General features: G+C 64.3%; 28 protein-coding genes and 1 tRNA gene. 19 read left to right on the forward strand and 10 right to left on the reverse strand.

Annotation, left to right across the window (positions count from 1 at the left end; all coding sequences use genetic code 11):
- Nucleotides 1-12 precede the first annotated feature (12 nt).
- Genes cyoC through F7P65_RS03510 form a run of 5 tightly spaced genes read left to right on the forward strand, consistent with a single transcriptional unit; the run spans nt 13 to nt 3,577 of the window.
- Nucleotides 13-615, forward strand: coding sequence for a cytochrome o ubiquinol oxidase subunit III (gene cyoC / locus F7P65_RS03490; RefSeq protein WP_240334179.1), 603 nt, complete (start codon nt 13-15; stop codon nt 613-615).
- Nucleotides 612-1,007 carry a cytochrome o ubiquinol oxidase subunit IV gene (cyoD, locus tag F7P65_RS03495; RefSeq protein ID WP_150290369.1) on the forward strand — a complete coding sequence of 132 codons (396 nt, stop codon included), beginning with the start codon at nt 612-614 and terminating at the stop codon, nt 1,005-1,007. Before cyoC ends, cyoD begins: the two co-directional genes overlap by 4 nt.
- A complete protein-coding gene (locus F7P65_RS03500; RefSeq protein WP_150290370.1) occupies nt 1,004-1,729 on the forward strand; it encodes an SURF1 family protein in 726 nt (241 codons plus the stop codon). The genes cyoD and F7P65_RS03500 overlap by 4 nt, the downstream gene beginning before the upstream one ends.
- Nucleotides 1,726-3,054: an ATP-binding protein gene (locus F7P65_RS03505; protein ID WP_150290371.1), complete on the forward strand. Its 1,329-nt coding sequence runs from the start codon at nt 1,726-1,728 to the stop codon at nt 3,052-3,054. The genes F7P65_RS03500 and F7P65_RS03505 overlap by 4 nt, the downstream gene beginning before the upstream one ends.
- Nucleotides 3,044-3,577, forward strand: a complete 534-nt coding sequence (locus F7P65_RS03510; RefSeq protein ID WP_150290372.1) for a response regulator transcription factor — start codon at nt 3,044-3,046, stop codon at nt 3,575-3,577. Before F7P65_RS03505 ends, F7P65_RS03510 begins: the two co-directional genes overlap by 11 nt.
- Before the next feature lie 18 nt (nt 3,578-3,595).
- Here the strand turns inward: F7P65_RS03510 and F7P65_RS03515 are convergent.
- Nucleotides 3,596-3,669 (reverse strand) — tRNA-Gly (locus tag F7P65_RS03515).
- A 235-nt stretch (nt 3,670-3,904) separates the two neighbouring features.
- Between F7P65_RS03515 and F7P65_RS03520 the strand changes: the two genes are divergently transcribed.
- Nucleotides 3,905-5,866, forward strand: a complete 1,962-nt coding sequence (locus F7P65_RS03520; protein ID WP_150290373.1) for a hybrid sensor histidine kinase/response regulator — start codon at nt 3,905-3,907, stop codon at nt 5,864-5,866.
- A 139-nt stretch (nt 5,867-6,005) separates the two neighbouring features.
- Nucleotides 6,006-6,875: an alpha/beta fold hydrolase gene (locus F7P65_RS03525; RefSeq protein ID WP_150290374.1), complete on the forward strand. Its 870-nt coding sequence runs from the start codon at nt 6,006-6,008 to the stop codon at nt 6,873-6,875.
- Here the strand turns inward: F7P65_RS03525 and F7P65_RS03530 are convergent.
- The 3 genes from F7P65_RS03530 to epsC form a co-directional block, all read right to left on the reverse strand.
- Nucleotides 6,870-7,802: an NAD(P)H-dependent flavin oxidoreductase gene (locus tag F7P65_RS03530; protein WP_150290375.1), complete on the reverse strand. Its 933-nt coding sequence runs from the start codon at nt 7,800-7,802 to the stop codon at nt 6,870-6,872. The two genes, F7P65_RS03525 and F7P65_RS03530, sit on opposite strands and share 6 nt — an antisense overlap.
- Nucleotides 7,803-7,935: 133 nt before the next feature.
- Nucleotides 7,936-8,295: a DUF2794 domain-containing protein gene (locus F7P65_RS03535; RefSeq protein WP_150290376.1), complete on the reverse strand. Its 360-nt coding sequence runs from the start codon at nt 8,293-8,295 to the stop codon at nt 7,936-7,938.
- On the reverse strand, nt 8,295-9,005 hold the full coding sequence (gene epsC / locus F7P65_RS03540; protein ID WP_150290377.1) for a serine O-acetyltransferase EpsC: 711 nt from the start codon (nt 9,003-9,005) through the stop codon (nt 8,295-8,297). The genes F7P65_RS03535 and epsC overlap by 1 nt, the downstream gene beginning before the upstream one ends.
- A 161-nt stretch (nt 9,006-9,166) precedes the next feature.
- Between epsC and F7P65_RS03545 the strand changes: the two genes are divergently transcribed.
- Both F7P65_RS03545 and F7P65_RS03550 read left to right on the forward strand, forming a co-directional pair.
- Nucleotides 9,167-9,940, forward strand: coding sequence for a sulfite exporter TauE/SafE family protein (locus F7P65_RS03545; protein WP_150290378.1), 774 nt, complete (start codon nt 9,167-9,169; stop codon nt 9,938-9,940).
- A 39-nt stretch (nt 9,941-9,979) separates the two neighbouring features.
- Nucleotides 9,980-10,906 carry a hydrogen peroxide-inducible genes activator gene (locus F7P65_RS03550; RefSeq protein WP_150290379.1) on the forward strand — a complete coding sequence of 309 codons (927 nt, stop codon included), beginning with the start codon at nt 9,980-9,982 and terminating at the stop codon, nt 10,904-10,906.
- Here F7P65_RS03550 and F7P65_RS03555 read toward each other — a convergent pair.
- Genes F7P65_RS03555 through pgsA form a run of 3 tightly spaced genes read right to left on the reverse strand, consistent with a single transcriptional unit; the run spans nt 10,890 to nt 12,163 of the window.
- Nucleotides 10,890-11,339 (reverse strand): molybdenum cofactor biosynthesis protein MoaE, encoded by a 450-nt coding sequence (locus F7P65_RS03555; protein WP_150290380.1) that lies wholly within the window; start codon nt 11,337-11,339, stop codon nt 10,890-10,892. The two genes, F7P65_RS03550 and F7P65_RS03555, sit on opposite strands and share 17 nt — an antisense overlap.
- The gene (locus F7P65_RS03560) at nt 11,336-11,596 is read right to left on the reverse strand and encodes a MoaD/ThiS family protein (protein ID WP_150290381.1); all 261 of its coding nucleotides are present in this window, start codon (nt 11,594-11,596) and stop codon (nt 11,336-11,338) included. The genes F7P65_RS03555 and F7P65_RS03560 overlap by 4 nt, the downstream gene beginning before the upstream one ends.
- 3 nt (nt 11,597-11,599) lie before the next feature.
- Nucleotides 11,600-12,163 (reverse strand): CDP-diacylglycerol--glycerol-3-phosphate 3-phosphatidyltransferase, encoded by a 564-nt coding sequence (gene pgsA / locus F7P65_RS03565; RefSeq protein WP_150290382.1) that lies wholly within the window; start codon nt 12,161-12,163, stop codon nt 11,600-11,602.
- A gap of 134 nt (nt 12,164-12,297) precedes the next feature.
- On the opposite strand from pgsA, the gene F7P65_RS03570 reads away from it, so the two are divergent.
- Entirely contained in the window at nt 12,298-13,593 is a 1,296-nt protein-coding gene (locus F7P65_RS03570; RefSeq protein ID WP_150290383.1) for an MFS transporter, read from the forward strand.
- Between the two features lie 16 nt (nt 13,594-13,609).
- Here F7P65_RS03570 and F7P65_RS03575 read toward each other — a convergent pair whose 3' ends face one another.
- Complete coding sequence (locus F7P65_RS03575; RefSeq protein ID WP_150290384.1) at nt 13,610-13,807, reverse strand: hypothetical protein; 198 nt, start codon at nt 13,805-13,807, stop codon at nt 13,610-13,612.
- 105 nt (nt 13,808-13,912) lie between these two features.
- Here F7P65_RS03575 and F7P65_RS03580 point away from each other — a divergent pair, with 105 nt between their 5' ends.
- The 9 genes from F7P65_RS03580 (at nt 13,913) to F7P65_RS03620 (ending at nt 23,340) form a co-directional block, all read left to right on the forward strand.
- Nucleotides 13,913-15,988: a transglycosylase domain-containing protein gene (locus F7P65_RS03580; protein WP_150290385.1), complete on the forward strand. Its 2,076-nt coding sequence runs from the start codon at nt 13,913-13,915 to the stop codon at nt 15,986-15,988.
- A 2-nt stretch (nt 15,989-15,990) separates the two neighbouring features.
- Nucleotides 15,991-17,376 carry a hypothetical protein gene (locus F7P65_RS03585; protein ID WP_150290386.1) on the forward strand — a complete coding sequence of 462 codons (1,386 nt, stop codon included), beginning with the start codon at nt 15,991-15,993 and terminating at the stop codon, nt 17,374-17,376.
- Between the two features lie 56 nt (nt 17,377-17,432).
- Nucleotides 17,433-17,855 (forward strand): iron-sulfur cluster assembly scaffold protein, encoded by a 423-nt coding sequence (locus F7P65_RS03590; protein ID WP_150290387.1) that lies wholly within the window; start codon nt 17,433-17,435, stop codon nt 17,853-17,855.
- 11 nt (nt 17,856-17,866) lie between these two features.
- Complete coding sequence (locus tag F7P65_RS03595) at nt 17,867-19,675, forward strand: monovalent cation:proton antiporter-2 (CPA2) family protein (protein WP_420853299.1); 1,809 nt, start codon at nt 17,867-17,869, stop codon at nt 19,673-19,675.
- Nucleotides 19,672-19,998 carry a DUF423 domain-containing protein gene (locus F7P65_RS03600; RefSeq protein WP_150290389.1) on the forward strand — a complete coding sequence of 109 codons (327 nt, stop codon included), beginning with the start codon at nt 19,672-19,674 and terminating at the stop codon, nt 19,996-19,998. The genes F7P65_RS03595 and F7P65_RS03600 overlap by 4 nt, the downstream gene beginning before the upstream one ends.
- A gap of 50 nt (nt 19,999-20,048) precedes the next feature.
- Complete coding sequence (locus F7P65_RS03605; RefSeq protein WP_150290390.1) at nt 20,049-20,519, forward strand: Fur family transcriptional regulator; 471 nt, start codon at nt 20,049-20,051, stop codon at nt 20,517-20,519.
- Between the two features lie 49 nt (nt 20,520-20,568).
- Nucleotides 20,569-22,503 (forward strand): 1-deoxy-D-xylulose-5-phosphate synthase, encoded by a 1,935-nt coding sequence (gene dxs, locus F7P65_RS03610; RefSeq protein WP_205451904.1) that lies wholly within the window; start codon nt 20,569-20,571, stop codon nt 22,501-22,503.
- Nucleotides 22,504-22,568: 65 nt separating this feature from the next.
- Nucleotides 22,569-23,024, forward strand: coding sequence for an SRPBCC family protein (locus F7P65_RS03615; protein WP_150290392.1), 456 nt, complete (start codon nt 22,569-22,571; stop codon nt 23,022-23,024).
- A complete protein-coding gene (locus tag F7P65_RS03620) occupies nt 23,011-23,340 on the forward strand; it encodes an ArsR/SmtB family transcription factor (protein ID WP_150290393.1) in 330 nt (109 codons plus the stop codon). The genes F7P65_RS03615 and F7P65_RS03620 overlap by 14 nt, the downstream gene beginning before the upstream one ends.
- Nucleotides 23,341-23,350: 10 nt before the next feature.
- Here F7P65_RS03620 and F7P65_RS03625 read toward each other — a convergent pair whose 3' ends face one another.
- Together F7P65_RS03625 and lspA are read right to left on the reverse strand one after the other, a co-directional pair.
- A complete protein-coding gene (locus F7P65_RS03625) occupies nt 23,351-23,764 on the reverse strand; it encodes a DUF3035 domain-containing protein (protein ID WP_150290394.1) in 414 nt (137 codons plus the stop codon).
- On the reverse strand, nt 23,764-24,276 hold the full coding sequence (lspA, locus tag F7P65_RS03630; RefSeq protein ID WP_205451907.1) for a signal peptidase II: 513 nt from the start codon (nt 24,274-24,276) through the stop codon (nt 23,764-23,766). The genes F7P65_RS03625 and lspA overlap by 1 nt, the downstream gene beginning before the upstream one ends.
- Nucleotides 24,277-24,406: the final 130 nt, after the last annotated feature.

Below are 24,406 nucleotides of genomic sequence, written 5' to 3' on the forward strand. Positions count from 1 at the left end.
GCAACTGCAACGATGGAACCTCGGGCATATCATTTGCCCGAGGAGCCGCACCTCCACGAAGGCCACAGCACCAATCTGGGCTTCTGGATGTACCTGATGAGCGACTGTCTCATCTTCGCCATCCTCTTCGCCACCTATGCCGTGCTCGGCGGCAGCTATGCCGGCGGGCCGGGACCGAAGGACCTGTTCGACCTGCCGCTGATCGCGCTCAACACCGCGATGCTGCTGTTCTCGTCGATCACCTACGGCTTCGCCATGCTGGCGATGGAGAAGAACCGGATCAGCGCCACCCAGGGCTGGCTGTTCGTCACGCTGCTGTTCGGCGGCGCGTTCCTGTTCATCGAACTCTACGAATTCTCGCACCTCATCCATGAGGGCGCGGGTCCGCAGCGTTCGGCCTTCCTGTCGTCCTTCTTCACGCTGGTCGGCACGCACGGCCTGCACGTCACCTTCGGTTCGATCTGGCTGATCACGCTGATGGTGCAGGTCGCCAGGAAGGGCCTGATCCCCGCCAACAAGCGCCGCCTGATGTGCCTGTCGATGTTCTGGCACTTCCTGGACGTCATCTGGATCGGCGTCTTCACCTTTGTCTATCTGTTGGGAGTGCTGCGGTGAGCGATGCAGTCCATAGCCACGGTCACCACGACGATCATCATGATGACCATTCGCACGGCAGCTTCGGCAGCTACATGATCGGTTTCGGCCTGTCGGTCATCCTGACGGCCATTCCCTTCTGGCTGGTCATGACCGGCGTGCTGAACGACCCGCAACTGACCGGCGTGGTCATCATGGGCTTTGCCGCGGTGCAGATGGTCGTCCACATGATCTACTTCCTGCACATGAACACCCGTCTGGAGGGCGGCTGGTCCTTCATGGCGCTGATGCTGACCATCGTTCTGGTCGTCATCGTGCTGTCGGGATCGCTGTGGGTCATGTACCACCTCAACAACAACATGATGCCGCACGCGGACATGTCCGCGATGCAGCAGATGAGCGAGATGCCGTGACATCGCCCGAGTCCGGGGAGCGCCGCCGGCGTTCCCCGGCCTTCCCGATCGGCCTGACGCTGATCGCCCTTTTCTTTTTCGCCGGATTTTGCGCGCTCGGCGCCTGGCAAATCCAGCGACTGGGCTGGAAGCGCGACCTGATCGCCCGCGTCGATGCGCGGATTCATGCCCTTCCCGTTTCCGCTCCCCGCATCGCCCTAAAGGCCGATGAATATCGCCGCGTGCGCATTTCGGGCCATTTCCTGCATGACAAGGCCGCGCTGGTGCAGGCCGTGACCGTGCGCGGCCCGGGTTTCTGGGTGCTGACGCCGCTCGCCACCGACCGGGGCTTTACCGTGATCGTCAATCGCGGCTTCGTGCCGCCTGAACGCCGCAAGGATTATGGCCGGCCACCGGGCGAAGTGCATCTGGCGGGCCTGCTGCGCCTGAACGAGCCGGGCGGCGGCTTCCTGCGGTCCAACGATCCGGCGGCGGACCGCTGGTATTCCCGCGATGTGACGGCTATCGGCGCCGCGCGCGGGGTCAAGGGACCGCTCGCCGGCTATTTCATCGATGCCGACGCCGCCTGCGGTCCCGACAGCCTGCCCGTCGGCGGCCTGACCGTCGTCACCTTTCCCAACCACCATCTGCAATATGCGCTCACATGGTTCGTTCTGGCCGCGATGGTCGCGGGCGCTTACATCTATGTCATGCGTCAGGAGTGGAAAGAGCGCCGGGGATGAGCCGCAACCTCCCTATCAGTACCCTCTGGCAACCCAGCCAGTGGCCGGCCGATGCCGCGGGTCGCAAGAATCTGGCGCTGTTGGTACAATTGCGCTGGCTGGCGATCGCGGGACAACTGGTCACCATATTGGCGGTGCATTTCGGCATGGGCATCCGCCTGCCGATCGCACCGATGCTGCTGGTGGCGGGCATGGCGATCCTGATGAACGGCCTCAGCTTCGGCGCGCTGCGCAAGCGGATCGACGTGTCCCATGCCGAATTGTTCCTGTCGTTGCTGTTCGACGTGCTGCTGCTGACGGCACAGCTTTACCTGTCCGGCGGCGCGACCAATCCCTTCATCTCGCTCTATCTGGTGCAGGTCGCGCTGGGCGCGGTGCTGCTCGACCGCTGGAGCATCTGGGGGATCGTGTTCGTTTCGGCGCTCTGCGCGGGGTTGCTGGCGCTGCACTACCGGCCGCTGGACCTGAGCGGCGCGCTGCAAGGGCATTTGTTCGACCTGCATATCGTCGGCACCTGGATCTGCCTCACCATGATCGCGGTGCTGCTGGTGCTGTTCGTGCTGCCGGTGACGCGCAATCTCCAGGTGCGGGACGCCTATCTGGCGAAGCTGCGGCAACAGGCGGCGGAAGAGGAGCATATCGTGCGCATGGGCCTGCTGGCTTCGGGCGCCGCGCATGAACTGGGCACCCCCCTGTCCCAACTCGCGGTGGTGCTGGGCGACTGGCGACACATGACAGAGATCACGGACCACCCCGCCCTGGTCGAGGAAGTGCAGGAGATGCAGGCGGCGGTCGGGCGCTGCAAGGCCATCGTGACGGGCATCCTCCTCTCATCCGGCGAAGCGCGGGGCGAGGCGCCCGCAATCACCAATGTGCGGGAATTCATCGACGGCATCGCCAGCGACTGGCGCAAGGCGAATCCGGGGATGCCGCTGCGCTGCGACTTCGGCCCGCACGACTATCCGCGCATCATCGCCGATCCGGTGATCCGGCAGGCCATCGGCAATCTGCTGGACAATGCGCGGGAGGCCGGGGCGAGCTATATCGACCTGCTCGTCGGGCGCGACAGCACGTCGCTCAACATCGCGGTGCGCGACAATGGCAGCGGCTTCACCGGCGAGATGCTGGAAGATTTCGGCAAGCCCTATCGGTCGAGCAAGGGCAAGGAAGGCCATGGCCTTGGCCTTTTCCTTGTCGTCAATGTGGTGCGCAAGCTGGGCGGCAGCGTGAGCGCGAGCAATGGCGCGGACGGCGGGGCGCTGATCCTGCTGCGCCTGCCGCTGGGCACGGTCGGGCTGGAAGAGGAGACATTGGGTGAGCCCTGAACGCCTTTTGATGCTGGTCGAGGATGACGAGGCCTTCGCCAGGACGCTGAAGCGGTCGTTCGAGCGGCGCGGCTATACCGTGCTGACGGCGGACAATCATGCCTCGCTGGTGACGCTGCTGGCGGATCACAGGCCGACCCATGCGGTAGTGGACCTGAAGCTGGGCGCGGAATCCGGACTGGTGTGCGTGCAAACGCTGCATGCCCATGATCCGGGGATGCTGATCGTGGTGCTGACCGGCTTTGCCAGCATTGCGACGGCAGTGGAGGCAATCAAGCTCGGCGCTTCCAACTATCTCGCCAAGCCGTCCAATACCGACGATATCGAAGCGGCCTTTTCGCGATCGTCGGGCGACCCCTCGACCCCGCTGGCGCCGCGCCCGACCTCCATCAAGACGCTGGAATGGGAGCATATCCATGAAGTGCTCAAGGACAGCGACTTCAACATTTCCGAAGCGGCCCGCCGACTGGGCATGCACCGGCGGACATTGGCGAGAAAGCTCGCCAAAAGACAGGTGGGGTGAGCGGAGATTTCAGGAAAATGGAGCGGGTGAAGGGAATCGAACCCTCGTCGTAAGCTTGGGAAGCTTCTGCTCTACCATTGAGCTACACCCGCAATGCGCTGTATTTGCTGGGTTTTATCGCGTTTCCGGCGATTTGTTCCAACATGGGGAATAGTGGAATTCCAACCTTTCCCTCTACGTCGCTGAGCCGCCATTAGCTTTCAGGCATTGCGGCGTCAATGTCGACAGTAGCGCTGAACGAACAACTATCGCTTTCGGAAGCGGAACGTTCACGAAGGGCCTGCGTTGTCAGAGGGCATGCCACAAAAATCCGACAGGGACCGTCCCATGAGCGCGGTGGAACCGGAATGGTCTGGAAACCGCTTTGAATTGCTGGTCCAGAGCGTCACCGATTATGCGATCTTCATGCTGTCGACCGACGGCATTGTCGCCAGCTGGAATGCCGGCGCGCGCCGTTTCAAGGGCTATGAGGCTGAGGAGGTCATCGGCCGGCACTTTTCGATCTTCTACACGCCGGAGGATCAGGCCGCGGGCATCCCCGCCCTGGCGCTGGCCACCGCCAGGGATGAAGGCCGGTTCGAGGCGGAAGGCTGGCGCCTGCGCAAGGACGGCACGCGTTTCTGGGCGAACGTCGTCATCGATCCTATCCACGATCCGAACGGCACGCTGATCGGCTTTGCGAAAGTGACGCGGGACCTGACCGAGCGTCGCGCCGCGCAGGAAGAACTGCGCCGCAGTGAGGAACGCTTCCGCCTGCTGGTGCAGGGGGTCAAGGATTATGCCATCTACATGCTCGATCCGGTGGGAACGATCACGAGCTGGAATCCGGGAGCGGAGCGGTTCAAAGGCTATACTGCGGACGAGATTCTGGGCCAGAATTTTTCCCGCTTCTATTCGGAAGAGGATCGGATGGCGGGCATCCCTTCCCGGGCGCTGGAAACGGCGGCGCGGGAGGGGCGGTTCGAGGCCGAGGGATGGCGAATCCGCAAGGATGGATCGCAATTCTGGGCGCATGTCACCATCGAGGCGATCCGTGACGGTAACGGCGAGTTGATCGGCTTCGCCAAGGTCACCCGCGACCTCACCGAAAGGCGGGAGACGCAATTGGCGCTGGAGGAAGCGCGCGAGACGGTTTTCCAGTCCCAGAAAATGGACGCAATCGGCAAGCTGACAGGCGGCGTCGCCCATGATTTCAACAATCTGCTGGCGGTGATCGTCGGCAGCCTGGACCTGGCCCGCCACCGCTTGGCGGCGGGCGCGGACGTGTCGCGCTATATCGACAATGCCATGACGGCGGCCGAACGCGGCGCGACCCTGACGCAGCGGATGCTGGCCTTCGCACGCAAGCAGGAACTGAAGCTGCAAAATGTCGACTGCATGGCGCTAGTGCGTGATATGGCCGACCTGCTCAAGACCACGCTGGGCAGCGGGGCCTTGATCGAAACGCGCTTTCCCCTTCATTTGCCCCCGGCCTATGCCGATCCGGCGCAACTGGAACTGGCGCTGCTCAACCTCGCGGTCAACGCGCGCGACGCCATGCCGCAGGGCGGACGCATCATCATCGAAGGCAGCGAGACGGCGCGCCTCCAGAACCAGCCGTCCGACCTGGAAAGCCGCCGCTATATCCGGCTGTCGATCATCGACGAAGGCGAAGGCATGGACGAAGCGACGCTGGAGCGGGCGCGCGAGCCTTTCTTCACCACCAAGGGGATTGGCAAGGGGACGGGGCTGGGCCTGTCGATGGTCCATGGCTTTGCCGAGCAGTGCGGCGGATCGCTGACCATCAGCAGTGAGGTCGGACGGGGAACCACGGTGTCCCTGTGGCTTCCGGTCGCGTCTGTCGAAGCCCCGGCGCAGGAGGGCACCGGACCGCTCGACAACCCGGCCTTCGATATGGGAGAGCCGCTGGTCATATTGGCGGTGGACGACGACGATCTGGTGCTGACCAACACGGCGGGAATGCTGGAGGAGTTGGGCCATACGGTCTTCCAGGCGGCGTCCGGCGCGGACGCGCTGCGGATGCTGGAGGAAGGCAATGTCGACATGGTCATCACCGATTATGCGATGCCGGCCATGACCGGCGCGCAACTGGCCGAAGCCATTGAGGAAAGGCTGCCGGGCCTGCCCGTGATCATCATCACAGGCTATGCCGAACTCCCGCCGGACATGACGCACCGGCCGAGGCTGAACAAGCCGTTCAAGCAGGCGGAACTGGCGCGGATGGTCGCTAGCGTCGCACAAGACAGCCAGCGCATCGTTCGGCTGGCCGCGCATTCGGACGATCTCTGACCCTTCGCGATCTTAACCGAAGTTTGAAAAACATGGCGTACTGCTGGGCTTTCGCCTTGCCGCCCCTTGCAACCTACGGGAAGTTCGCCAAAGAGACATGAACATCGCCCGCCCCTTTCCTCCCTCCCCACAGGATCGCATGAGCACGCCAGCGCCGACGTCGCATTTCTACACATCGCTGCGGATGCGCCTGCACTATCTGGATTGGGGCAATAGCGCGGCGCCCACGCTGATTCTGGTGCATGGCGGATGCGATCATGCGCGGAGCTGGGACTGGACGGCGCGGGCGCTGGCGAAGGATTATCATGTCATCGCGCCAGACCTGCGCGGCCATGGCGACAGCGCCTGGTCGGCCGAGGGGTCCTATCCGATGATCAATTTCGTTTATGATCTGGCTCAACTGATCGAGCAACTCGGGCGGGAACCGGTGATTCTGGTCGGCCATTCGCTGGGGGGATCGATCGCGCTGCGCTATGCCGGGCTGTTCCCCGAGAAGGTCGCGAAGATCGTCGCGGTCGAAGGCCTGGGCCTGTCGCCCAACAGCATCGCGGAAAAAGCCCACAAACCCGCGACCGACCAATGGCTGGACTGGATCGGGAAGCGGCGCAAGCGTGCGCGCCAGACAAGGCGGCATTATCCGACCATCGAGGCGGCGGTCGCCCGGATGCGGGAGCGTAACGACCATCTGTCGGTCGAGCAGGCGATGCACCTCACCATTCATGGCGTCAACCGCAATGAAGATGGCAGCTATCGCTGGAAATTCGATCCCTATCTGAACGACCTGTCGTCGCAGGTGGGGGACGATACCGAACTGCCCCAGTTCTGGAGCCGCATCGCCTGTCCCACGCTGCTCTGCCTGGGGCTGGATAGCTGGGCGTCCAATCCGGTGAAGGACGGACGCGCAGCGCATTTTCAGGACGCCCGGCTGGTGGAATTCGCGGAGGCCGGCCACTGGCTGCACCATGACCAGTTCGACCGCTTCATGGCGGAATTGCGGGATTTTCTATGAATTGAAGGCCGCGACGGCGGTCTCATATTCCCGTTTGAGCTGCGCGATGAAGGCGGTGGCGGACTGAACCTGACGGATCGCGCCGATTCCCTGCCCCGCGCCCCAAACATCGCGCCAGGCCTTTTTCTCGCCGCCCGCCATTTTGGCGAAGTCCATATCGGACGCCTGGGGCAGCCTGTCGGGATCGAGGCCCGCAGCCGTGATGCTGGGCCGCAGATAATTGCCAAGAACGCCGGTGAAGAAATCGGAATAAACGATGTCGCCAGCGCCACTGTCGACGATCATCTGCTTGTAACCGGCTTCGGCATTGGCTTCCTCCGTCGCGATGAAGGAGGAGCCCATATAGGCGAAGTCGGCGCCCATCATCCGCGCCGCCGCGATCGAACGGCCCGTGGCAATGGCTCCCGAAAGCACCAGCGGCCCGTCGAACCAGGCGCGGATTTCCTCCACCAGCGCAAAGGGCGACAGGGTACCGGCATGGCCGCCCGCGCCCGCCGCGACGGCGATCAGGCCGTCGGCGCCCTTTTCGACGGCCTTGCGCGCGAAGACGTTGTTGATGACGTCATGCAGGACGATCCCGCCATAGCTGTGCACGGCCCGATTCACATCCTCCCGCGCGCCCAGCGAGGTGATGACGATCGGCACCCGATATTTGACGCAGAGGTCAAGGTCCTCCTCCAGCCGATCGTTGGTCTTGTGCACGATCAGGTTGACGGCGAAGGGCGCGTCCCTGTCGGTCAGGGCTTCGTGCAGATGCTGGAGCCATTGTTCGAACATGCCCGACGGGCGGGCGTTGAGCGAGGGGAAGGAACCCACGATTCCCGCGCGACACTGGGCGATCACCAGCGCCGGCTGCGACACGATGAACATCGGCGAACCGATCAGCGGCAGGGACAAACGGCCTTCCAGCAATTTCGGCAAGCTCATGAACAGGCCTCTCCTTAATGGTCTTCGGAAAGGCGCTATCATCAGCGCAATCGCAGCAAAAGACGAAATTCATGCCGGTGGATGGCGATGATGGAGATTTGCCCAGTGCCGTAGCGGCGCGAGCCGTGGAAAATTATTCGCCGACGATCTTGAGCAGCCGCCGCTCGACCGGGGCGAGCACGCCCTGAAGCTCGGCGCCCCGCTTCAACACATTACCCGCCTCGCCGATCAGCGCCCACATGCCCTGCCGATGGCGCAGCGCGGGCCGCTTTTCAATGCGGAACTCGGGACGTTCGGCGGCGCGGCGGAAGGCAGAGAAGATCGCGGCTTCGCGCCCCATGTCGATGGCATAATCCCGCCAGTGCCCGGCCGCGACCATGCGGCCGTACAAATCCATGATCCGTTGGAGTTCGAGGCGCTCGAAACCGGTCTGGACGGCCGCAGCCCTTGCATCCTGGGCCGTGTGCGACGGAAACGGCGTCACATTGCTCATCAGGCGCGGCCACGCTCCTTGAACGGCGGCGCATCGTCATCCGGCGTGCGACTCCGTTCCACCAGCAGTTCGGCAAGGCGCTTCTGCAATTGCTCGACTTCGCACTGGAGCAATTCCAGCTTCTGCTTTTCCGGGTCGAAGCAGTCCGAACAGGGCGTGCCATAGGGGAGGAAATCGCGCTGATAGGCAGTGACGTCGACCAGCATGGGACGCGCCGGAATGCCGACCATGGTGGCGCCTTCCTTCACATCCTTGGTGACGACGGCATTGGCGCCGACGCGGGCACGGGCACCGACGCGCACCGGCCCCAGCACCTGCGCGCCCGATCCGACGATCACGCCGTTTTCCAGCGTGGGGTGGCGCTTGCCCGCGATGCCGTTCGCCGGATCGGTGCCGCCCAGCGTCACATTCTGATAGAGGGTGACGTCATCCCCGATCTCCGCCGTCTCTCCGATCACGGTGAAGCCATGGTCGATGAAGAAACGCTTCCCGATGCGGGCGCCGGGATGAATATCATTGCCGGTCAGGAATCGCGAGAAATGATTCACCGCCCGGGCGAGGAAAAACAGCCGCGCGCCGTAAAGCCGATGGGCCACGCGATGAAAGGCCAGCGACCAGACGCCGGGATATAGCAGAATCTCGGCACGCGAGCGCGGCGCGGGGTCGCGCGATTTGACCGAGTCCAGATAAGCAACAAGATTGCGCACCATTCAGCGCCCCTTTGGAAACCGACCAATCGGTACATAAGCGCAAAAGGATGAATTTTCCAGATGGTCGGCTATTTCGGCTTCGTCCGATAAAATAGAAAGTTTCTTGGTGCTTGATGATATACCTATCAATGCGGTAGACAAATCAGGACAGGGGCTTGTGGATGTCGGACAGTTTTATCGCATATTTCGCTGAAATACTGCCATTCATCCTCGTGGGCTTCGGGGCGCAGATGATCGATGGCGCGCTGGGCATGGCCTATGGCGTGATCTCCAGCACGTTGCTGCTGGCGCTCGGCCTGCCGCCCAGCAAGGCTTCGGCCAGCGTCCACGCAGCGGAAACCTTCACCACCGGCGTGTCCGCGATCAGCCATATCGCGCATCGCAATGTCGACTGGCGGCTGTTTGCGCGGCTCATCATTCCCGGCGTGATCGGCGGGGTCACCGGCGCCTATCTGCTGTCCCATGTCGATGGCGCGATCATCAAGCCGTTCGTGCAATTCTATCTGACGGGCATCGGCGTCTATCTGGTCTGGCGCGGCTTTCATTTCCCGCCGCAGGCGCGCGATCCCAAATGGGTTGCCCCGCTGGGGCTGGTCGGCGGTTTCATGGACGCGACGGGCGGCGGCGGCTGGGGGCCGGTGGTGACGTCGAACCTGCTGATCCAGGGGTCCAGCCCGCGCCATACCATCGGCACCGTCAACAGCGTCGAATTCATCCTGACGCTGTCGATCAGCATCACCTTCCTGCTGCATCTGGGCTGGGAAACCTTCACCGTCTACACGGTCGGCCTGCTGATCGGCGGCGTGGTCGCCGCCCCCTTCGGCGCGATGCTGGCCCGCCATGTGGCGCCGCGCGCCCTGTTCATCGCGGTGGGGACGATCCTGACGCTGACATCCCTGTTCGGCATCGCCAAATGGCTTGGATATATCGGCTAGGACACTTATATTGAGCTTTCCAATCGAGGAAGGCGATCAATGTCGAGTTACATGCCCACCCTCAAGCAACTCCAATATCTGGTGGCGCTGAAGGAACACGGCCATTTCGGCAAGGCGGCGGATAGCTGTTTCGTCACCCAGTCGACCTTGTCGGCGGGCATTCGCGAACTGGAGTCGCTGATCGGCATCACCCTGGTCGAGCGGACGCGCCGGGTGGTGCGCTTCACGGCGCTGGGCGACCGCATCGTCGAGAAGGCGCACCGGGTATTGCGCGAGGCGGAGGAACTGGCCGCCATTGCCGAAGCATCGGGCAAGCCGCTGACCGGCGAACTTCGGATGAGCGTGATCCCCACCATCGCGCCCTTCCTGCTGCCCCGTCTGCTGCCCAAATTGCGGGCCGAGCGGCCGGAACTGAAGCTCTATCTGCGGGAGGAGACCACGCAGGCGGCGATTGAATCGCTGCGGCATGGCAGCGTCGATTGCGTGCTGCTGGCGCTGCCCTTCCCCACCGGAGAACTGGACAGCGAATTTCTGTTCCAGGATCGGCTCTATGTCGCCTTCCCGCGCGACGATCCGCGCGATCCGCCCGAATGGATCGCGCCGGAAATGATCGACGAGACCAAGCTGCTGCTGCTGGAGGACGGGCATTGCCTGAAGGATCATGCGCTGGCGGCCTGCAATCGGCCGGAAATCCGGGCGAGCGCGATGATGATGGGCACCTCGCTCCACACGCTGGTGCAGATGGTGGATAATGGGCTGGGCATGACGATCATGCCGGAAATGGCGATTGCGGGCGGCATATTGAACCATACCCAGATCACGGCCCGGCCATTGCGGTCCGACCGGTCGCATCGCGACATTGCGCTGGTGTGGCGCAAGAACAGCCCGCGCGAGAAGGAATTCCGGCTGCTGGCGGAACTGTTGCGGGAGGCAGCGGAGCAGCCCGAGGTCAGCGCGGCGGCTTGAGCCAGCCTTCAGCCTTCGCGTCGTCCTCCGCACGGGCTTCGACCCAGGCGGTGCGATCCGCGAAATGCTCCCTCTTCCAGAAGGGCGCGTGCGATTTCAGCCAGTCGATGAGGAAGGCGCAGGCCTCCAGCGCCGCCGCGCGATGGCGGGAGGCCGTGCCCACGAAGACGATCCGCTCGCCCGGCTCCAGCCGTCCATAGCGATGGATCACCCGTACGCCCAGCAGCGGCCAGCGCTCCAGCGCTTCCTCGACAATGCGCTCGACCTGCGCGCTCGTCATCGCCGGATAATGTTCCAGTTCGAGCGCGACCAACCCGCCCTCTCCCCGGACGATCCCGGTAAAGCTCGCAACGCCACCACCGCCAGAGGCTTCCAGCGCCATAAGTTCGGCCGCGGGATCGAAATCCTCCGCCTGGATGGAAATGCGAGTCATCCGCCCGTCACCGGCGGGAAGATCGCCAATTCCGTGGCGTCTCCTATGGGACTGTCGAGCGGCACGAAGCGCTGGTCCAGCGCCGCCCGCAGCTTTTCGGGCTGGGCAAAGGCTTCGGCATGGCCGCCGCCCTGCTCCGCCAGCACGGCGATCAGGGCACGGATGGTAACGTCCGGAGCGGGCCGTTCGACCTGCTCCTCGTCCCGGCCGATGGCTTCCCGAACCCAGGCGAAATAGACGAGTTTGAGGTCGGCCATCGCTCAATCCATATGCTTGATGCCGACGCGCAGATAATCCCAGCCGGTAATCAGCGTCAGGATCGCCGCCGCCCAAAGCGTGACGATGCCGACAAGCTGCACGAAGGGGAATTGCGGCACCGCGCCGGCCAGAATCAGCGCGCCAAGCGCGATAAGCTGGAACGTCGTCTTCCATTTCGCGAGGCGCGATACCGGCACCGACACCTGCAACCCGGCAAGAAATTCGCGCAGGCCCGATACGGCGATCTCACGCAGCAGGATGATCATCGCCGCGACGATGTGCAGGCCCGAAATGTCCCGCGTCGCCGCCAGCATCAGGATCACCGCGCCGACCATGATCTTGTCGGCGATGGGATCGAGGAAAATGCCGAGTTTCGACACCGCCCCCTGTGCGCGGGCGAGATAGCCGTCAAAATAATCGGTGATCCCCATCAGGCAATAAAGCCCGAAGGCGAGCATATAGCCGGTCGTCCAGCGCGCGCCCACCTCCGCGGGCCAGAGCAGCGCGACAAGCAGGGGCACGGTCAATATCCGCGAAAGCGTCAGCAAATTGGGCAGCGTCAGCATGGCGGCGGACTGCCACAGTCGGGCGCGCCGCACAAGCGGAGCCGACAGGATTAACGCACGGGAGGGTTGGACAGACCCCCTTTCTATGGCTAGACCCCCCTCGCCAATTCACTGCGAAGAAGACCCCATCGCCCATGCAAGCCTCTTTCAGGCTCCTCACAAAGCGACGTTTTCTGCCGCTTTTCATCACCCAGATGCTCGGCGCCTTCAACGACAATCTGTTCAAGAATGCGATGGTGCTGTTCGTCGTCTACACCGTCTATAACGACGAAAAGTCGGAGACATGGTTCAGCGCGCTGGCGACCGGCGTGTTCGTCCTGCCCTTCTTCCTGCTGTCCGCCCTGTCCGGGCAATTGGCGGATCAGCGGGACAAGGCGACCATCATCCGCATCGTGAAAGCGGCCGAAATCGTCATCATGGCGGTCGGCGCGGCGGGGCTGGCGCTGATCTGGAGCGGAATCGCGGTGCACTCGCTCGCCATTCCCCTGCTGCTGGTCGCGTTGTTCGCCATGGGGGTGCACTCGACCTTCTTCGGACCGATCAAATATGCGATCCTGCCGCAGCATCTGCATGACGAGGAAGTGCTCGGCGGCACCGGACTGGTCGAGGCAGGCACCTATATCGCCATTTTGGCGGGCACGATCCTGGCCGGCATCATCCCGATTCAGGCCGCCGCAGCCGGCATCATCCTGACGGCGGCCATTGGCTGGCTGGCGGGACGGCAGGTCCCCTCCGCCCCCTCCCTGCTGGAGCGGCAGCCGATCGATTTCCACATCATCCGATCCTCGGTCACTCTGGTCCGGGGAACGATGCATATCCGCCGGCTTTACCTCGCCATCATGGCGATCAGCTTCTTCTGGGCGGTGGGCACGATATTGTTCATCCAGTTTCCGCCGCTGGTGAAGAATGTGCTGACCGCCGACAAGGCCGTCGCCAGCCTGTTCCTCGGCATATTCTCCATCGGCATCGCCATCGGGTCGATTGCGATCAACCGGCTGCTGGGCGGGCATGTTTCGGCCAAATATGCGCCCGCTTCCGTGATTGGCATGGGGCTCAGCGTCGTCGCCTTCCATATCGTGTGCGATCTCTGGATGGCGGAATCGACCGGACAGATGCTGTCCCTGACCGGTTTCCTGTCGCATCCGCTGGCGATTCCGCTGTCGATCTGCCTGCTGAGCGTGGCGACATTCGGCGGCATGTTCGTGGTGCCGCTCTACGCCTTCCTCACCACCACTGTCGAAAAATGCGAGGCGGCCCGGACGGTGGCGGCGAACAATATCGTCAATTCAGGCGCGATGGTGCTGGGTTCGATCATTACCATCAGCCTCAGCATCGCGGGAATGTCGGTGGTCAACCAGTTGCTGCTGGTGGCCGCGCTGTGCCTGCCCTGCGCCTGGATCGCCTGGACGCTGCACAAGGCCTGCGACTGAGGCCCGGCGGCGCGCGTTAGAAAATGAAGCTGTAGAAGGCCGTGAAGAAAGCGCCGAAGCTCAGCAGGAACAGCTTCCAGTCATTATCGTCGGAGACCGGGGGACGCGCGGCGTGGCTTGCCGTCTCCGTCTGGCGCAGCACATGGCGCGGCAGCCGCTGGCGGAACGGATGGCGCGCGGCTTCGGTCGTCAGGACAAGAGGACGTGTTCGCATGAGTCGGATGTTAACGGATTCTTTACCATTTAGGCCATGGCGTTTCGTCGTTAAGGATTGTCCCGCGAAGGGACATGCTTGACTGTATCAGGCAAATAACACAGCATGGCCGAAGCAATGAACGATCCCCTGCCGATTCCTGAAACCAACGCCCTGCCCCCACGCGAATTCGGCGCCGGGCCGCCCAGTTCCTTTGCCCGGCCCGGCCCGTGGAAGCGCCGCTTGCAGATCGGCGGGTGGATTGTCGCCGCGCTGCTGGCGCTGCTGATGATCGTCATCGCCTGGCTGGCGGTGACGGCGCCGCTCTCCCGATCCCTGAAGCCCATCGCGCCGCCCAGCATCAGCCTGATGTCGGCGGACGGCCATCTGATCGCGCGGCGCGGAGCGATCATCGACAGGCCTGTCACCGTCGCCGCCCTGCCCAAACATGTGCCGCAGGCCTTCATGGCGATCGAGGACCGGCGTTTTTACAGCCATTGGGGCGTCGACCCCCGCGGCATCGCGCGGGCGGCCTGGCATAATCTCTGGTCGAACGGGTCGTCGCAGGGCGGCAGCACCATCACCCAGCAGCTTGCCAAGGGCGTGTTCCTTTCCGCCGACCGGACCTTCGGACGCAAGGCGCGGGAGGCGCTGATCGCCTTCTGGCTGGAAGCGTGGCTGACCAAGGACCAGATCATGGAGAGATACCTCTCCAACGTCTATTTCGGCGACAATGTCTATGGCCTCAGGGCAGCCTCGCTGCACTATTTCAACCGCCAGCCGGAACGGCTGACCATCCCCCAGGCAGCGATGCTGGCGGGACTGCTGAAGGCGCCCTCGCGCCTTGCCCCGACGACAAATCTCAAGGGCGCGCAGGAACGGGCGGCGCTGGTGACGCAGGCGATGGTCGAGGCGGGCTATATCACCAGGGCGCAGCGCAATGCCCTGCCCCCCGCGCGGCTCAACGTGCATGAAACGCCCGATCCCACCAGCGGAACCTATTTCGCCGACTGGGTGCTGCCGCAGGCGCGCGACCGGGCGGGCGCGGTCTATGGCGCGCAGAATGTGACGACGACGCTCGACTGGCGCATCCAGCGGCTGGCGGAGGCCGCGATCCGGCGCGCCCCGCTGGGCAAGGCGCAGGCGGCTCTGGTGGCGATGAAGCCCGACGGCAGCGTTGTCGCGATGGTCGGCGGCAAGAATTACAGCGACAGCGCCTTCAACCGCGCAGTGCAGGCCAAGCGCCAGCCGGGATCGACCTTCAAGCTGTTCGTCTATCTCGCCGCCTTCCGCGCGGGCATGACCCCGGACGACATGATAGAGGACACGCCGATCACCAGCGGCACCTATCGCCCCGCCAATCACAGCGGCAAATATCGCGGACGGATCACCCTGCGTCAGGCCTTTGCGGCGTCGAGCAATGTGGCGGCGGTGCGACTGACGCAGAAGGTCGGCGTCGACAATGTCATCAAGGTCGCGCGCGATCTGGGCGTCACCGCGCCTCTGACGGAGGATCTCAGCCTGGCGCTGGGTACCTCGGAAATCCCGCTGGTGGAACTGACGGAAGCCTATGCAGCAGTTGCGGCGGGCGCCTATCCGGTGCTCGCCCATGGCCTGCCGCCCGAAGAACAGGGCTGGTTCGACCGGCTGATGAGCCGCCAGCGCCATTTCAGCGACGATCAGCTGGAGATGATCCGCGACCTCCTCTCCTCCGCCGCCAATCGCGGCACGGGCAGCGCAGCGGCTCTGCGCACCAGCACGTTCGGCAAGACGGGAACGACGCAGGACAGCCGCGATGCGATCTTCGTCGGCTATGCAGGCGGGCTGGTGACGGCGGTGTGGATCGGCAATGACGACAACACCCCCCTGCCCGGCGGCGCGGCGGGCGGCGGCGTCCCTGCCCGGATCTGGCGCAATTTCATGGCAGGCGCGATCAACGAGCCGGTGGAGGACGCGCCGGAAGAGACGAAGGACAGCGATCTGGTCAACGCCATCGCCAATGTCGCGACCGAAGCGGGGCTGGGCAATATGAGCGTGGGTCTGGATACGCAGGGGGTGACGGTCAATATCGGCGGCGGGCAGTTGCGCCTGCCGATCGACCAGCCTGAAGGACCACCGCCCGGCGCGCCGGGACCTCAGCCGGGAACCCCGCCGCCGCGCGTCGTGCCGACCGATCCCGCCCCCGCCGAGTCGCGCCCCTAAGGATGAAGGCGGCGCGTCCGTCGCATATTCTGGCATTTCTGCCGGTGCTTGCGGCGCTGACGCTGTCGCTCAGCTATTGGCCGGGCCTCGTTACCTATGATTCGGTGCGGCAATATGATCAGGCGCTGAGCGGCGCGTTCGACGACTGGCATCCGCCGATGATGGAGGGCATCTGGCGGCTGATCCTGCCCCTCTGGCCGGGGCCCGCGCCGATGCTGCTGTTGCAGCTGGGGCTTTATGGGGCGGGCATGGCGGGCGTCATCGTCTGGGCCTTGCGACGGGGACGGCCGGGGGTGGCGCTCGGCCTTGGCCTGTGCACGCTGCTGCCCCTGTCCGTCGCGCTGATGGGCGAGGTGTTGAAGGACAGCCTGATGGCAGGCGCGCTGACGGCGGCGGTGGCGCTGATGCTGCTGTCGCAGGAAAGCCGGTCCGTCCTGCCGCGGGCCGGCGCGGCGGTGCTGGTCGTATTTGCCGCGACCTTGCGGTTCAATGCCTTTCTGGCGGGCGTGCCGATCCTGCTGCTGGCGCTGGGGCCGGTCGTGCTGGTTTCGCGGATGCGGATGGCCGTGGGCGCGGCCGTCATGGCTGTGGCGCTGCTGATGGCCATGCCGCTGGCCAATCGGGCGTTGGGCGCGGAAGCGAGCGACGTCAATCTGTCGCTGGTGATCTTCGACCTCGCCGGAATCACCGAACAGGGCGGACAGGATGTCTTTCCCCCGATGCATGTCGCCAATCCGGTCGCAATAGTCCGCCACTGCTATACGCCGGTTAAATGGGACAGCTTTGCCTGGTGGGTCGATCCGCTCTGCCCGCTGAATTTCGAACAGGTCCGGCGGGACTTTCACGCCGCGCACGTCGACCCCCTGCCCTTCTGGATCGGGCAGATCGTCCGTCATCCCATCGCTTATGCGCAACACCGCCTCGCCCATTGGAATATCAATGCCCGCTTCCGGGTCCATGATGAGGTCGAGCGGCCCGTGCAGCGGGAATCGGCGCCCAATGACTGGAATTTCCATGTGACGCCCGGCCCGGTGCTGAACTTCGTCGATGCGGCGGCGGTCGGAAGCGCCGATACGCCGCTCGGCTGGCCCTGCGCGTGGATGGCACTGGCCTTCGGGCTGATGCTGGCGGCGCGACGGATGGCGTCCGCACGGATCATCTGGATGCTGGCCGGATCGGCGCTCTTCTATGGGCTGGGCTACGCCATGCTCAGCGTAGCGTCAGAACTGCGCTATTATCTCTGGACCATGATCGCGGCGGCGATGGCGACCGTGATCGCGCTGGGCGATTTTCCTGCCTTGCCCCGGTCGGCACGATGGCGCGCTGGGCTGGAGATCGCCCTGCCGACAATGGCGGTCCTGTCGGCGGCCACCCTGGGGCGGCTGTGACAAAACATGTGCCTGCGCCCTTTCTCATCCCTTTGTCCTGCCCTACATGGGTCTGGATGAGCGCCCCCCTCTACAACAAGGACATTTTGCGGCTCGCCGCGAATATTCCCCATCACAAGCGGCTGCCCGACGCGCAGGCCAGCGTCGAGAAGCGTTCCCCTACCTGCGGGTCGCGGGTGACGGCGGACGCGCGGATGACCGATGGACGTCTCAGCGACATGGGGCTGGACGTGAAGGCGTGCGCGCTGGGCCAGGCATCGGCGTCGCTGATGGCGGCCCATGCCGTCGGCCTTACCGCCGATGAACTGGCCGAGGCGCGAGATCGCCTGACCGCCTATCTGGCGGGGACAAGCGAGGATCTGGATTTCTGGCCGGGGCTGGCGGTGCTGGCGCCGGCGCGGGGCTATCCGGCCCGCCATGCGTCGATCCGGCTGGGCTTCGAAGCCATTGCCGAAGCCGCCCGGATGGCCGACACCTGATGCAGGGCCGGATGCCCCAGGCCACCGCCGGCCCCCTCTCCGCCACGGATGTCCTGCTGTCCGAAGGCGTCATCCTGCTCGGTGCGGCGGTGCTGTTCGTCATGCTGTTCCGCCGCTTCGGCCTGGGCGCCGTGCTTGGCTACCTCGTCGCGGGCGCGCTGGTCGGGCCGCAGGGACTGGGGCTGGTCGGCGGCGCGGAATCGAAGCTCGCCATTGCCGAGATCGGCATCGTGCTGCTGCTGTTCCTGGTCGGGCTCGAGCTTCATCCGGCGCGGCTCTGGCGACTGAAACGCGACATTTTCGCGCTGGGATTGATGCAGGTGGTGCTGTGCGGCTGCGTGTTGGCGGCGATCATCTTCTTCACGACCGGCTTCACCTGGGGCGCGGCGATTGCGCTGGGGCTGCCGCTGGCGCTTTCCTCCACCGCGCAGGTGCTGCCGGGCCTCAAGAGCAGCGGCCGCATCAACTCGCCCTTCGGCGAAAAAGTGTTTTCAATCCTGCTGTTCCAGGATCTCTCCATCGTTCCGCTCATCACCATCGTCGCCGCCCTGTCGCGCAATCCGGACGACGCCGCCGGGCCGCCGGGATGGATGATGGCCGGCTATACGGTGGCCGCCATTGCCGGACTGGTGCTGGCCGGGCGCTTCATACTGCGTCCGCTGCTCCGCTTCGTGGGTCGGCTGGGCGAGCGGGAACTGTTCGTCGCGGTCGGACTGTTCACCGTGCTGGCGGCCGCATCGCTGATGCATGCGCTGCATCTTTCGACAGCGCTGGGCGCCTTTGTCGCAGGCGTGATGCTGGCCGATTCGCCCTACCGGCATGAGATCGAGGCGGATGTCGAACCCTTCCGCTCGATCCTGCTCGGCCTGTTCTTCCTGGCGGTCGGCATGGTGCTGGACCTGCGCGCGGTGGCCGCCAATCCCTTCTTCGTCCTCGGCATGGCAGCGGTGCTGGTCGCCACCAAGGCAGCGCTCATCACCGGCCTCGCCCGGCTGTTCGGCATGGAAAGAAACCAGGCCATCGGCGCAGGCCTGCTGCTGAGTCAGGGCGGGGAGTTCGGCTTCGTGCTGTTCACTCAGGCGCAGAACGCCCTGCTGATCGCGCCGCAAGCCGCCAGCCTGTTCAGCGCCATCGTCACCTTCTCCATGGCGACGACGCCGTTCCTGATGCTGTTCGCGAGCCGGCTGGAATTTGCGAAGCCCAGGGACGGGCAGGACCTGCCCAAGCCCGACGACGCGCCGCGCGGCACGGCGATCATCGTCGGCTATGGCCGCTTCGGCCAGACAGTGGCGCAGATGCTGATGGGCCATGGCTTCGGCGTTGTCCTGATCGACAAGAAACCCTCCCAGATCGAAGTATCCAGCCAGTTCGACATGAAGGTCTATTATGGCGACGGCACGCGCATCGACCTGCTGCGCCGGTCGGGCGCGGAGGAGGCGCGGCTGATCGCCTTCTGCATCGACGATCCTTCACTCGACGGGCGGATGCTGGAACCGATTGCGGAGGCGTTTCCGCAGGCGGCGCTGGTGGTCCGGGCATTCGACCGGCGGCAATTGCTGGCCTTCAAGGATCTCGATCTGGCGGGCGTCGTGCGCGAAGTGTTCGAATCCGCCATTTGCATGGGCGTGCAGGCGATGCGGGCGCTGGGCGTGCCGAAGGAGGAGGTCGAGGAAGTCGAGCGCCAATATCGCGAAAATGATGCGCAACGCATGAGCCTGCAGATCGAACATGGCGATTTGCTGGCGGCCAAGGACTTGATGTACCGGCCCGGCAGGCGCATGCGCCTGCTGACGCGGGGCGAAGGAAAGGAAGAGGCATGATTGCGGTTCTGGCGGCCTTGTCCGCGGCTCTGGCGATTGGCGCGGGCGCCTTTGGCGCGCATGGAGCGGCGAATCCGCAAGCGGCGGAATGGCTGCGAACCGGTGGCCTCTACCAGTTGATCCACGGCGTCGGCGCGCTGGCGGTCATGGGGGTTGCGCGGGGACCGGCCGCGCTGATGCTGGCCGGCGCGGCGATCTTTGCCTTCACCCTCTATGCCATGGCGCTTGGGGCGCCGAAATGGCTGGGTGCGGTGACGCCGGTCGGCGGGACGCTGATGATCGCGGCCTGGCTCTGGACGGCGTGGATCTATGGGCGCGGCTGATGTCCCTGGTCGCCCTTGCCCCCGGCATCGCCGCAGCCTAGATTGACCCCATGGCCGATCACCACCATCACGACCATCATGAACCGTCCGGCGCCAGTCTGGCCGATGCCGCCCGCGCCACGCTGGAAGCGGGCCAGGAACAATGGACGCCGATGCGCGCCGCCATTTTCGACGCGCTGGCGGCAGAGGAAACGCCCGCGTCGGCCTATGACATCGCCGATACCGTGTCCAAGGCGCGCGGCAAGCGGGTGGCGCCCAACAGCGTCTACCGCATCCTGGACCTGTTCGTGAGCAACAATATCGCGATGCGGGTGGAAAGCGCCAATGCCTATATCGCCAATGTGCATCCGGGCTGTCACCACGACTGCATCTTTCTGGTATGCACCCACTGTAAGCAAGCCACCCATGTCGACGACGACAAGGTCACCGACAAGGTCCGCGCCGTCGCCCGGGGGGAAGGTTTTCAGCCGGAACGCCCCGTAATCGAGATATTGGGCACCTGCGCCAAGTGCGCAGCGTGATGGAGACGTTGCGCTTCGCCTTCGAACGGCCTAGCGCACACCGGAGTCTATGCCTTTCATGAACGATCGCCCCTCCACCCCGCTGCTCGACCAGATTGTCTGGCCGTCGGACCTGCGCGCCCTCCAACCCGAACAGCTGCGGCAACTCGCCGATGAACTGCGGCAGGAAGTGATTTCCGCCGTCGGGGTGACGGGCGGGCATCTGGGGTCGGGGCTGGGCGTGGTGGAACTGACCGCCGCCATCCATTATGTGTTCAACACGCCCGACGACAAGCTGGTGTGGGATGTCGGGCATCAATGCTATCCCCACAAGGTCTTGACCGGGCGGCGAGACCGCATCCGCACCCTGCGCCAGGGCGGCGGTCTGAGCGGCTTCACCAAGCGCAGCGAGAGCGAATTCGATCCCTTTGGCGCGGCGCACAGTTCCACTTCGATCAGTGCGGCCTTGGGCTTTGCGGTGGCCAACAAGCTGAGCGGCAAGCCCGGAAAGGCCATTGCCGTGATCGGCGACGGATCGATGTCGGCGGGCATGGCCTATGAGGCGATGAACAATGCACGGGAGGCGGGCAACCGGCTGATCGTGATCCTGAACGACAATGACATGTCGATCGCTCCGCCGGTGGGAGGTCTCTCCGCCTATCTGGCGCGGCTGGTGTCGAGCCGGGAGTTCCTCGGCCTGCGCGACATCGCCAAGAAACTGGCGCGCAAACTGCCCCGCCCGCTCCACAACGCCGCGCGCAAGACCGATTCCTTCGCCCGTGGCATGGCGATGGGCGGGACCTTGTTCGAGGAACTGGGCTTCTACTATGTCGGCCCGATCGACGGCCATAATCTCGACCAGTTGATCCCGGTTCTGGAAAATGTCCGCGATGCGGCGGAAGGCCCCTGCCTGATCCATGTCGTGACGCAGAAGGGCAAGGGCTATGCCCCGGCCGAGGCGGCGGCGGACAAATATCATGGCGTGCAGAAATTCGACGTCGTCACCGGCACACAGGCGAAGGCACCACCCGGCCCGCCCAGCTATACCGGCGTCTTTGCCAAGGCACTGATCGCCGAAGCGACCCGCGACGAGACGATCTGCGCGATTACGGCCGCCATGCCATCGGGGACAGGCCTCGATAAATTCGGGGAGGCTTTTCCCGACCGCGCCTTCGACGTGGGCATTGCCGAACAGCATGCCGTGACCTTTGCGGCAGGACTGGCCGCGCAGGGCATGCGGCCTTTCTGCGCGATCTACTCGACCTTCCTGCAACGCGCCTATGATCAGGTCGTCCATGATGTGGCGATCCAAAACCTGCCGGTGCGCTTCGCCATCGACCGCGCCGGACTGGTCGGCGCGGACGGATCGACCCATGCGGGCAGCTTCGACGTCACCTATCTTGCCACCCTGCCCAATTTCGTGGTGATGGCGGCAGCGGATGAAGCCGAACTGGTCCATATGGTCCACACCTGCGCCGTGCATGACGATGGCCCGATCGCCGTCCGCTATCCGCGTGGCAATGGCGTGGGCGTCGCCTTGCCCGAAACGCCCGAGCGGCTGGAAATCGGCAAGGGTCGCATCGTGCGCGAGGGGCGTCAGGTGGCGATCCTCTCGCTCGGCACCAGGCTGGGGGAAGCGCTGAAGGCGGCCGAAGCACTGGAAGCGAAAGGCCTGTCGACCACGGTGGCGGACCTGCGCTTCGCCAAGCCGCTGGATGAAGCGATGATCCGGCGACTGCTCACGACCCATGAGGTCGCCGTGACCGTCGAGGAAGGCGCCATTGGCGGCCTGGGCGCCCATGTGCTGACTCTGGCGAGCGATCTGGGGCTGATCGACAATGGTCTCAAGCTGCGGACGATGCGCCTGCCCGACATTTTCCAGGATCAGGACAAGCCGGAAAAACAATATGCCGACGCCCGGCTGGATGCTGACGCGATTACGGACACCGTGCTGACGGCGCTGCGCCATAACAGCGCGGGCGTTGGTGCCGAAGCGCGCGCGTGATTTGGCAACCAAAAGGTTGCATTAATCGGTAAGCGGTCCATATTGGCAACCAGGAGGTTGCTGATATGACCGATTCCATCATCAAGACCATGGACATCGCCGCGCCCGTCGCAAAAGTGTGGGACGCGCTGACCGATCATGAGAAGTTCGGGGCCTGGTTCCGGGTCGCGCTGGACCAGCCCTTCGTCATGGGCCAGTCCTCGACCGGGCATATGACCTATCCCGGCTATGAACATTATCGCTGGGAAGCGCGGATCGTGGCGATCGAGCCGATGACCCGCTTTGCCTATGAATGGCCGGCGACCGGCGGCGACAAGGCGCTGATGGAAAGTGGCGTGCCCGTGCCGGAATGGACGCTGGTCGAATTCGTGCTGGAACCCTTGGAAAATGGCACGCGGTTGACCGTGACCGAAAGCGGGTTCGACAAGGTGCCCGAGCCCCGGCGGAGCAATGTCATGCGCTCCAACGATGGCGGCTGGGCCGAACAGGTGAAGAATATTCGCGATTATGTTGAAGGGTGAGGACAGCCCTGCCCGGCTGTTCGCGGCTCTGGGCGATGCTACGCGGCTGGGTTTGATCGGGCGGCTTTCCGACGGTTCGGAACGCTCGATCGTCCAATTGGGCGATGGCTTGCCGATCAGTCGTCAGGCCGTGGCCAAGCACCTGGACGTTCTGTTGGGTGCCGGGCTGGTGCGCCGCACGAAGAGCGGGCGCGAGGTGCTGTTCACCCTGCGCCGGGAGGCTGTTGCGGAGGCTCAGGACTGGCTCCGCACGGTGGGGACCCAGTGGGACGATGCCCTGGGCCGGTTCAAGAATTTTATCGAGAACCAGCCCTGAGTTTTTGCTTTTACGGCTGCGGCGTGGAGGCGCGGGCATCCTGCCCGTCGCCTTCCGGCGCGGCGATGATGTCGCGAGTGGTCGCGCCCTTTTCCACGACGTCCGTACCCGGATCGCCCGCGGAAGAGCGGATGCCCGCAGCGGCATTGGCGCGGCCGGCGGCGGTCAGGGTGCCGGTTTCAGCGGCACTGCGAGCGGAAGGGCCGCCGAACATGGCCTCCATCGCGGCCTTGCTCGAATCGACCGAGGCGGCCGCAGGCGTGCCCGGCGCGGGCGGGACCAGCGCGAAGTCCGGCGGGATCACCAGCGGAGCCTGACGCGAGACTGCAAACTCATCGGGACGGGCACGGTTGAACAGGCCGCCACCGCCGCCGCAGGCGGACAGCATGGAAATCAGGCCAGCGGCGAGGATCAGTTTACGCATTAGTTCAATGACTCCGTCTTTGCGCCCTTCTCGCGCAGCAGAAGCGCCCGCGCAAGCAGGATCAGCACGCCGAAAGTGATGGCCGCATCCGCCAGGTTGAAAATCAGGAAGGGCCGCCACTCACCGAAATGCAGGTCGGCATAATCGACCACATAACCCAGCCGCACGCGGTCCATGATATTGCCGATGGCGCCGCCCAGCACCAGACCGAGGGCCGCGACATCCTGCCGCGCTTTTTCGCGCCACATCCACACGCTCACAAAGCCCGCGATCAACATGGTCATGCCGACCAGTATCCAGCGCATGGCATTGGTGTCCGCATGGAAAAAGCCCATCGAAACGCCCCGATTTTCCAGCCAGTGCAGGCGAAAGATCGGCAGGATTTCAATACCGTCATCCATCCGGCTTTTCAGCGCCAGCGGATAGGTGACGGTATATTTGACGAGTTGGTCGAGCACGAGCGTGACGATCGCCACGGCCAGGCCCAGCGGACGGTGATGGACAGTCGCCATCAGCGCGCTGCCGGATAGGATTTGGGTGACATGGGTGACACGATGAGGTCCTGAAAAACCGCCATTTTTCTTCAATTTTCCTACAGGCGAGAAATCGACGTCGGGGCTATAGCGCAGAGAAGGGGCTATA

Source organism: Sphingobium estronivorans, from assembly GCF_008692605.1.
In the GTDB taxonomy this organism is placed as follows: domain Bacteria; phylum Pseudomonadota; class Alphaproteobacteria; order Sphingomonadales; family Sphingomonadaceae; genus Sphingobium; species Sphingobium estronivorans.

Coding starts and splice junctions, on each gene's coding strand:
- cyoC (WP_240334179.1), top strand. CDS start 13: ATGGAACCTCGGGCATATCATTTGCCCGAGGAGCCGCACCTCCACGAA.
- F7P65_RS03505 (WP_150290371.1), top strand. CDS start 1,726: ATGAGCCGCAACCTCCCTATCAGTACCCTCTGGCAACCCAGCCAGTGG.
- F7P65_RS03520 (WP_150290373.1), top strand. CDS start 3,905: ATGAGCGCGGTGGAACCGGAATGGTCTGGAAACCGCTTTGAATTGCTG.
- F7P65_RS03525 (WP_150290374.1), top strand. CDS start 6,006: ATGAGCACGCCAGCGCCGACGTCGCATTTCTACACATCGCTGCGGATG.
- F7P65_RS03530 (WP_150290375.1), bottom strand. CDS start 7,802: ATGAGCTTGCCGAAATTGCTGGAAGGCCGTTTGTCCCTGCCGCTGATC.
- F7P65_RS03535 (WP_150290376.1), bottom strand. CDS start 8,295: ATGAGCAATGTGACGCCGTTTCCGTCGCACACGGCCCAGGATGCAAGG.
- epsC (WP_150290377.1), bottom strand. CDS start 9,005: ATGGTGCGCAATCTTGTTGCTTATCTGGACTCGGTCAAATCGCGCGAC.
- F7P65_RS03545 (WP_150290378.1), top strand. CDS start 9,167: ATGTCGGACAGTTTTATCGCATATTTCGCTGAAATACTGCCATTCATC.
- F7P65_RS03550 (WP_150290379.1), top strand. CDS start 9,980: ATGTCGAGTTACATGCCCACCCTCAAGCAACTCCAATATCTGGTGGCG.
- F7P65_RS03555 (WP_150290380.1), bottom strand. CDS start 11,339: ATGACTCGCATTTCCATCCAGGCGGAGGATTTCGATCCCGCGGCCGAA.
- F7P65_RS03560 (WP_150290381.1), bottom strand. CDS start 11,596: ATGGCCGACCTCAAACTCGTCTATTTCGCCTGGGTTCGGGAAGCCATC.
- pgsA (WP_150290382.1), bottom strand. CDS start 12,163: ATGCTGACGCTGCCCAATTTGCTGACGCTTTCGCGGATATTGACCGTG.
- F7P65_RS03570 (WP_150290383.1), top strand. CDS start 12,298: ATGCAAGCCTCTTTCAGGCTCCTCACAAAGCGACGTTTTCTGCCGCTT.
- F7P65_RS03575 (WP_150290384.1), bottom strand. CDS start 13,807: ATGCGAACACGTCCTCTTGTCCTGACGACCGAAGCCGCGCGCCATCCG.
- F7P65_RS03580 (WP_150290385.1), top strand. CDS start 13,913: ATGGCCGAAGCAATGAACGATCCCCTGCCGATTCCTGAAACCAACGCC.
- F7P65_RS03585 (WP_150290386.1), top strand. CDS start 15,991: ATGAAGGCGGCGCGTCCGTCGCATATTCTGGCATTTCTGCCGGTGCTT.
- F7P65_RS03590 (WP_150290387.1), top strand. CDS start 17,433: ATGAGCGCCCCCCTCTACAACAAGGACATTTTGCGGCTCGCCGCGAAT.
- F7P65_RS03595 (WP_420853299.1), top strand. CDS start 17,867: ATGCCCCAGGCCACCGCCGGCCCCCTCTCCGCCACGGATGTCCTGCTG.
- F7P65_RS03600 (WP_150290389.1), top strand. CDS start 19,672: ATGATTGCGGTTCTGGCGGCCTTGTCCGCGGCTCTGGCGATTGGCGCG.
- F7P65_RS03605 (WP_150290390.1), top strand. CDS start 20,049: ATGGCCGATCACCACCATCACGACCATCATGAACCGTCCGGCGCCAGT.
- dxs (WP_205451904.1), top strand. CDS start 20,569: ATGCCTTTCATGAACGATCGCCCCTCCACCCCGCTGCTCGACCAGATT.
- F7P65_RS03615 (WP_150290392.1), top strand. CDS start 22,569: ATGACCGATTCCATCATCAAGACCATGGACATCGCCGCGCCCGTCGCA.
- F7P65_RS03620 (WP_150290393.1), top strand. CDS start 23,011: ATGTTGAAGGGTGAGGACAGCCCTGCCCGGCTGTTCGCGGCTCTGGGC.
- F7P65_RS03625 (WP_150290394.1), bottom strand. CDS start 23,764: ATGCGTAAACTGATCCTCGCCGCTGGCCTGATTTCCATGCTGTCCGCC.
- lspA (WP_205451907.1), bottom strand. CDS start 24,276: ATGGCGACTGTCCATCACCGTCCGCTGGGCCTGGCCGTGGCGATCGTC.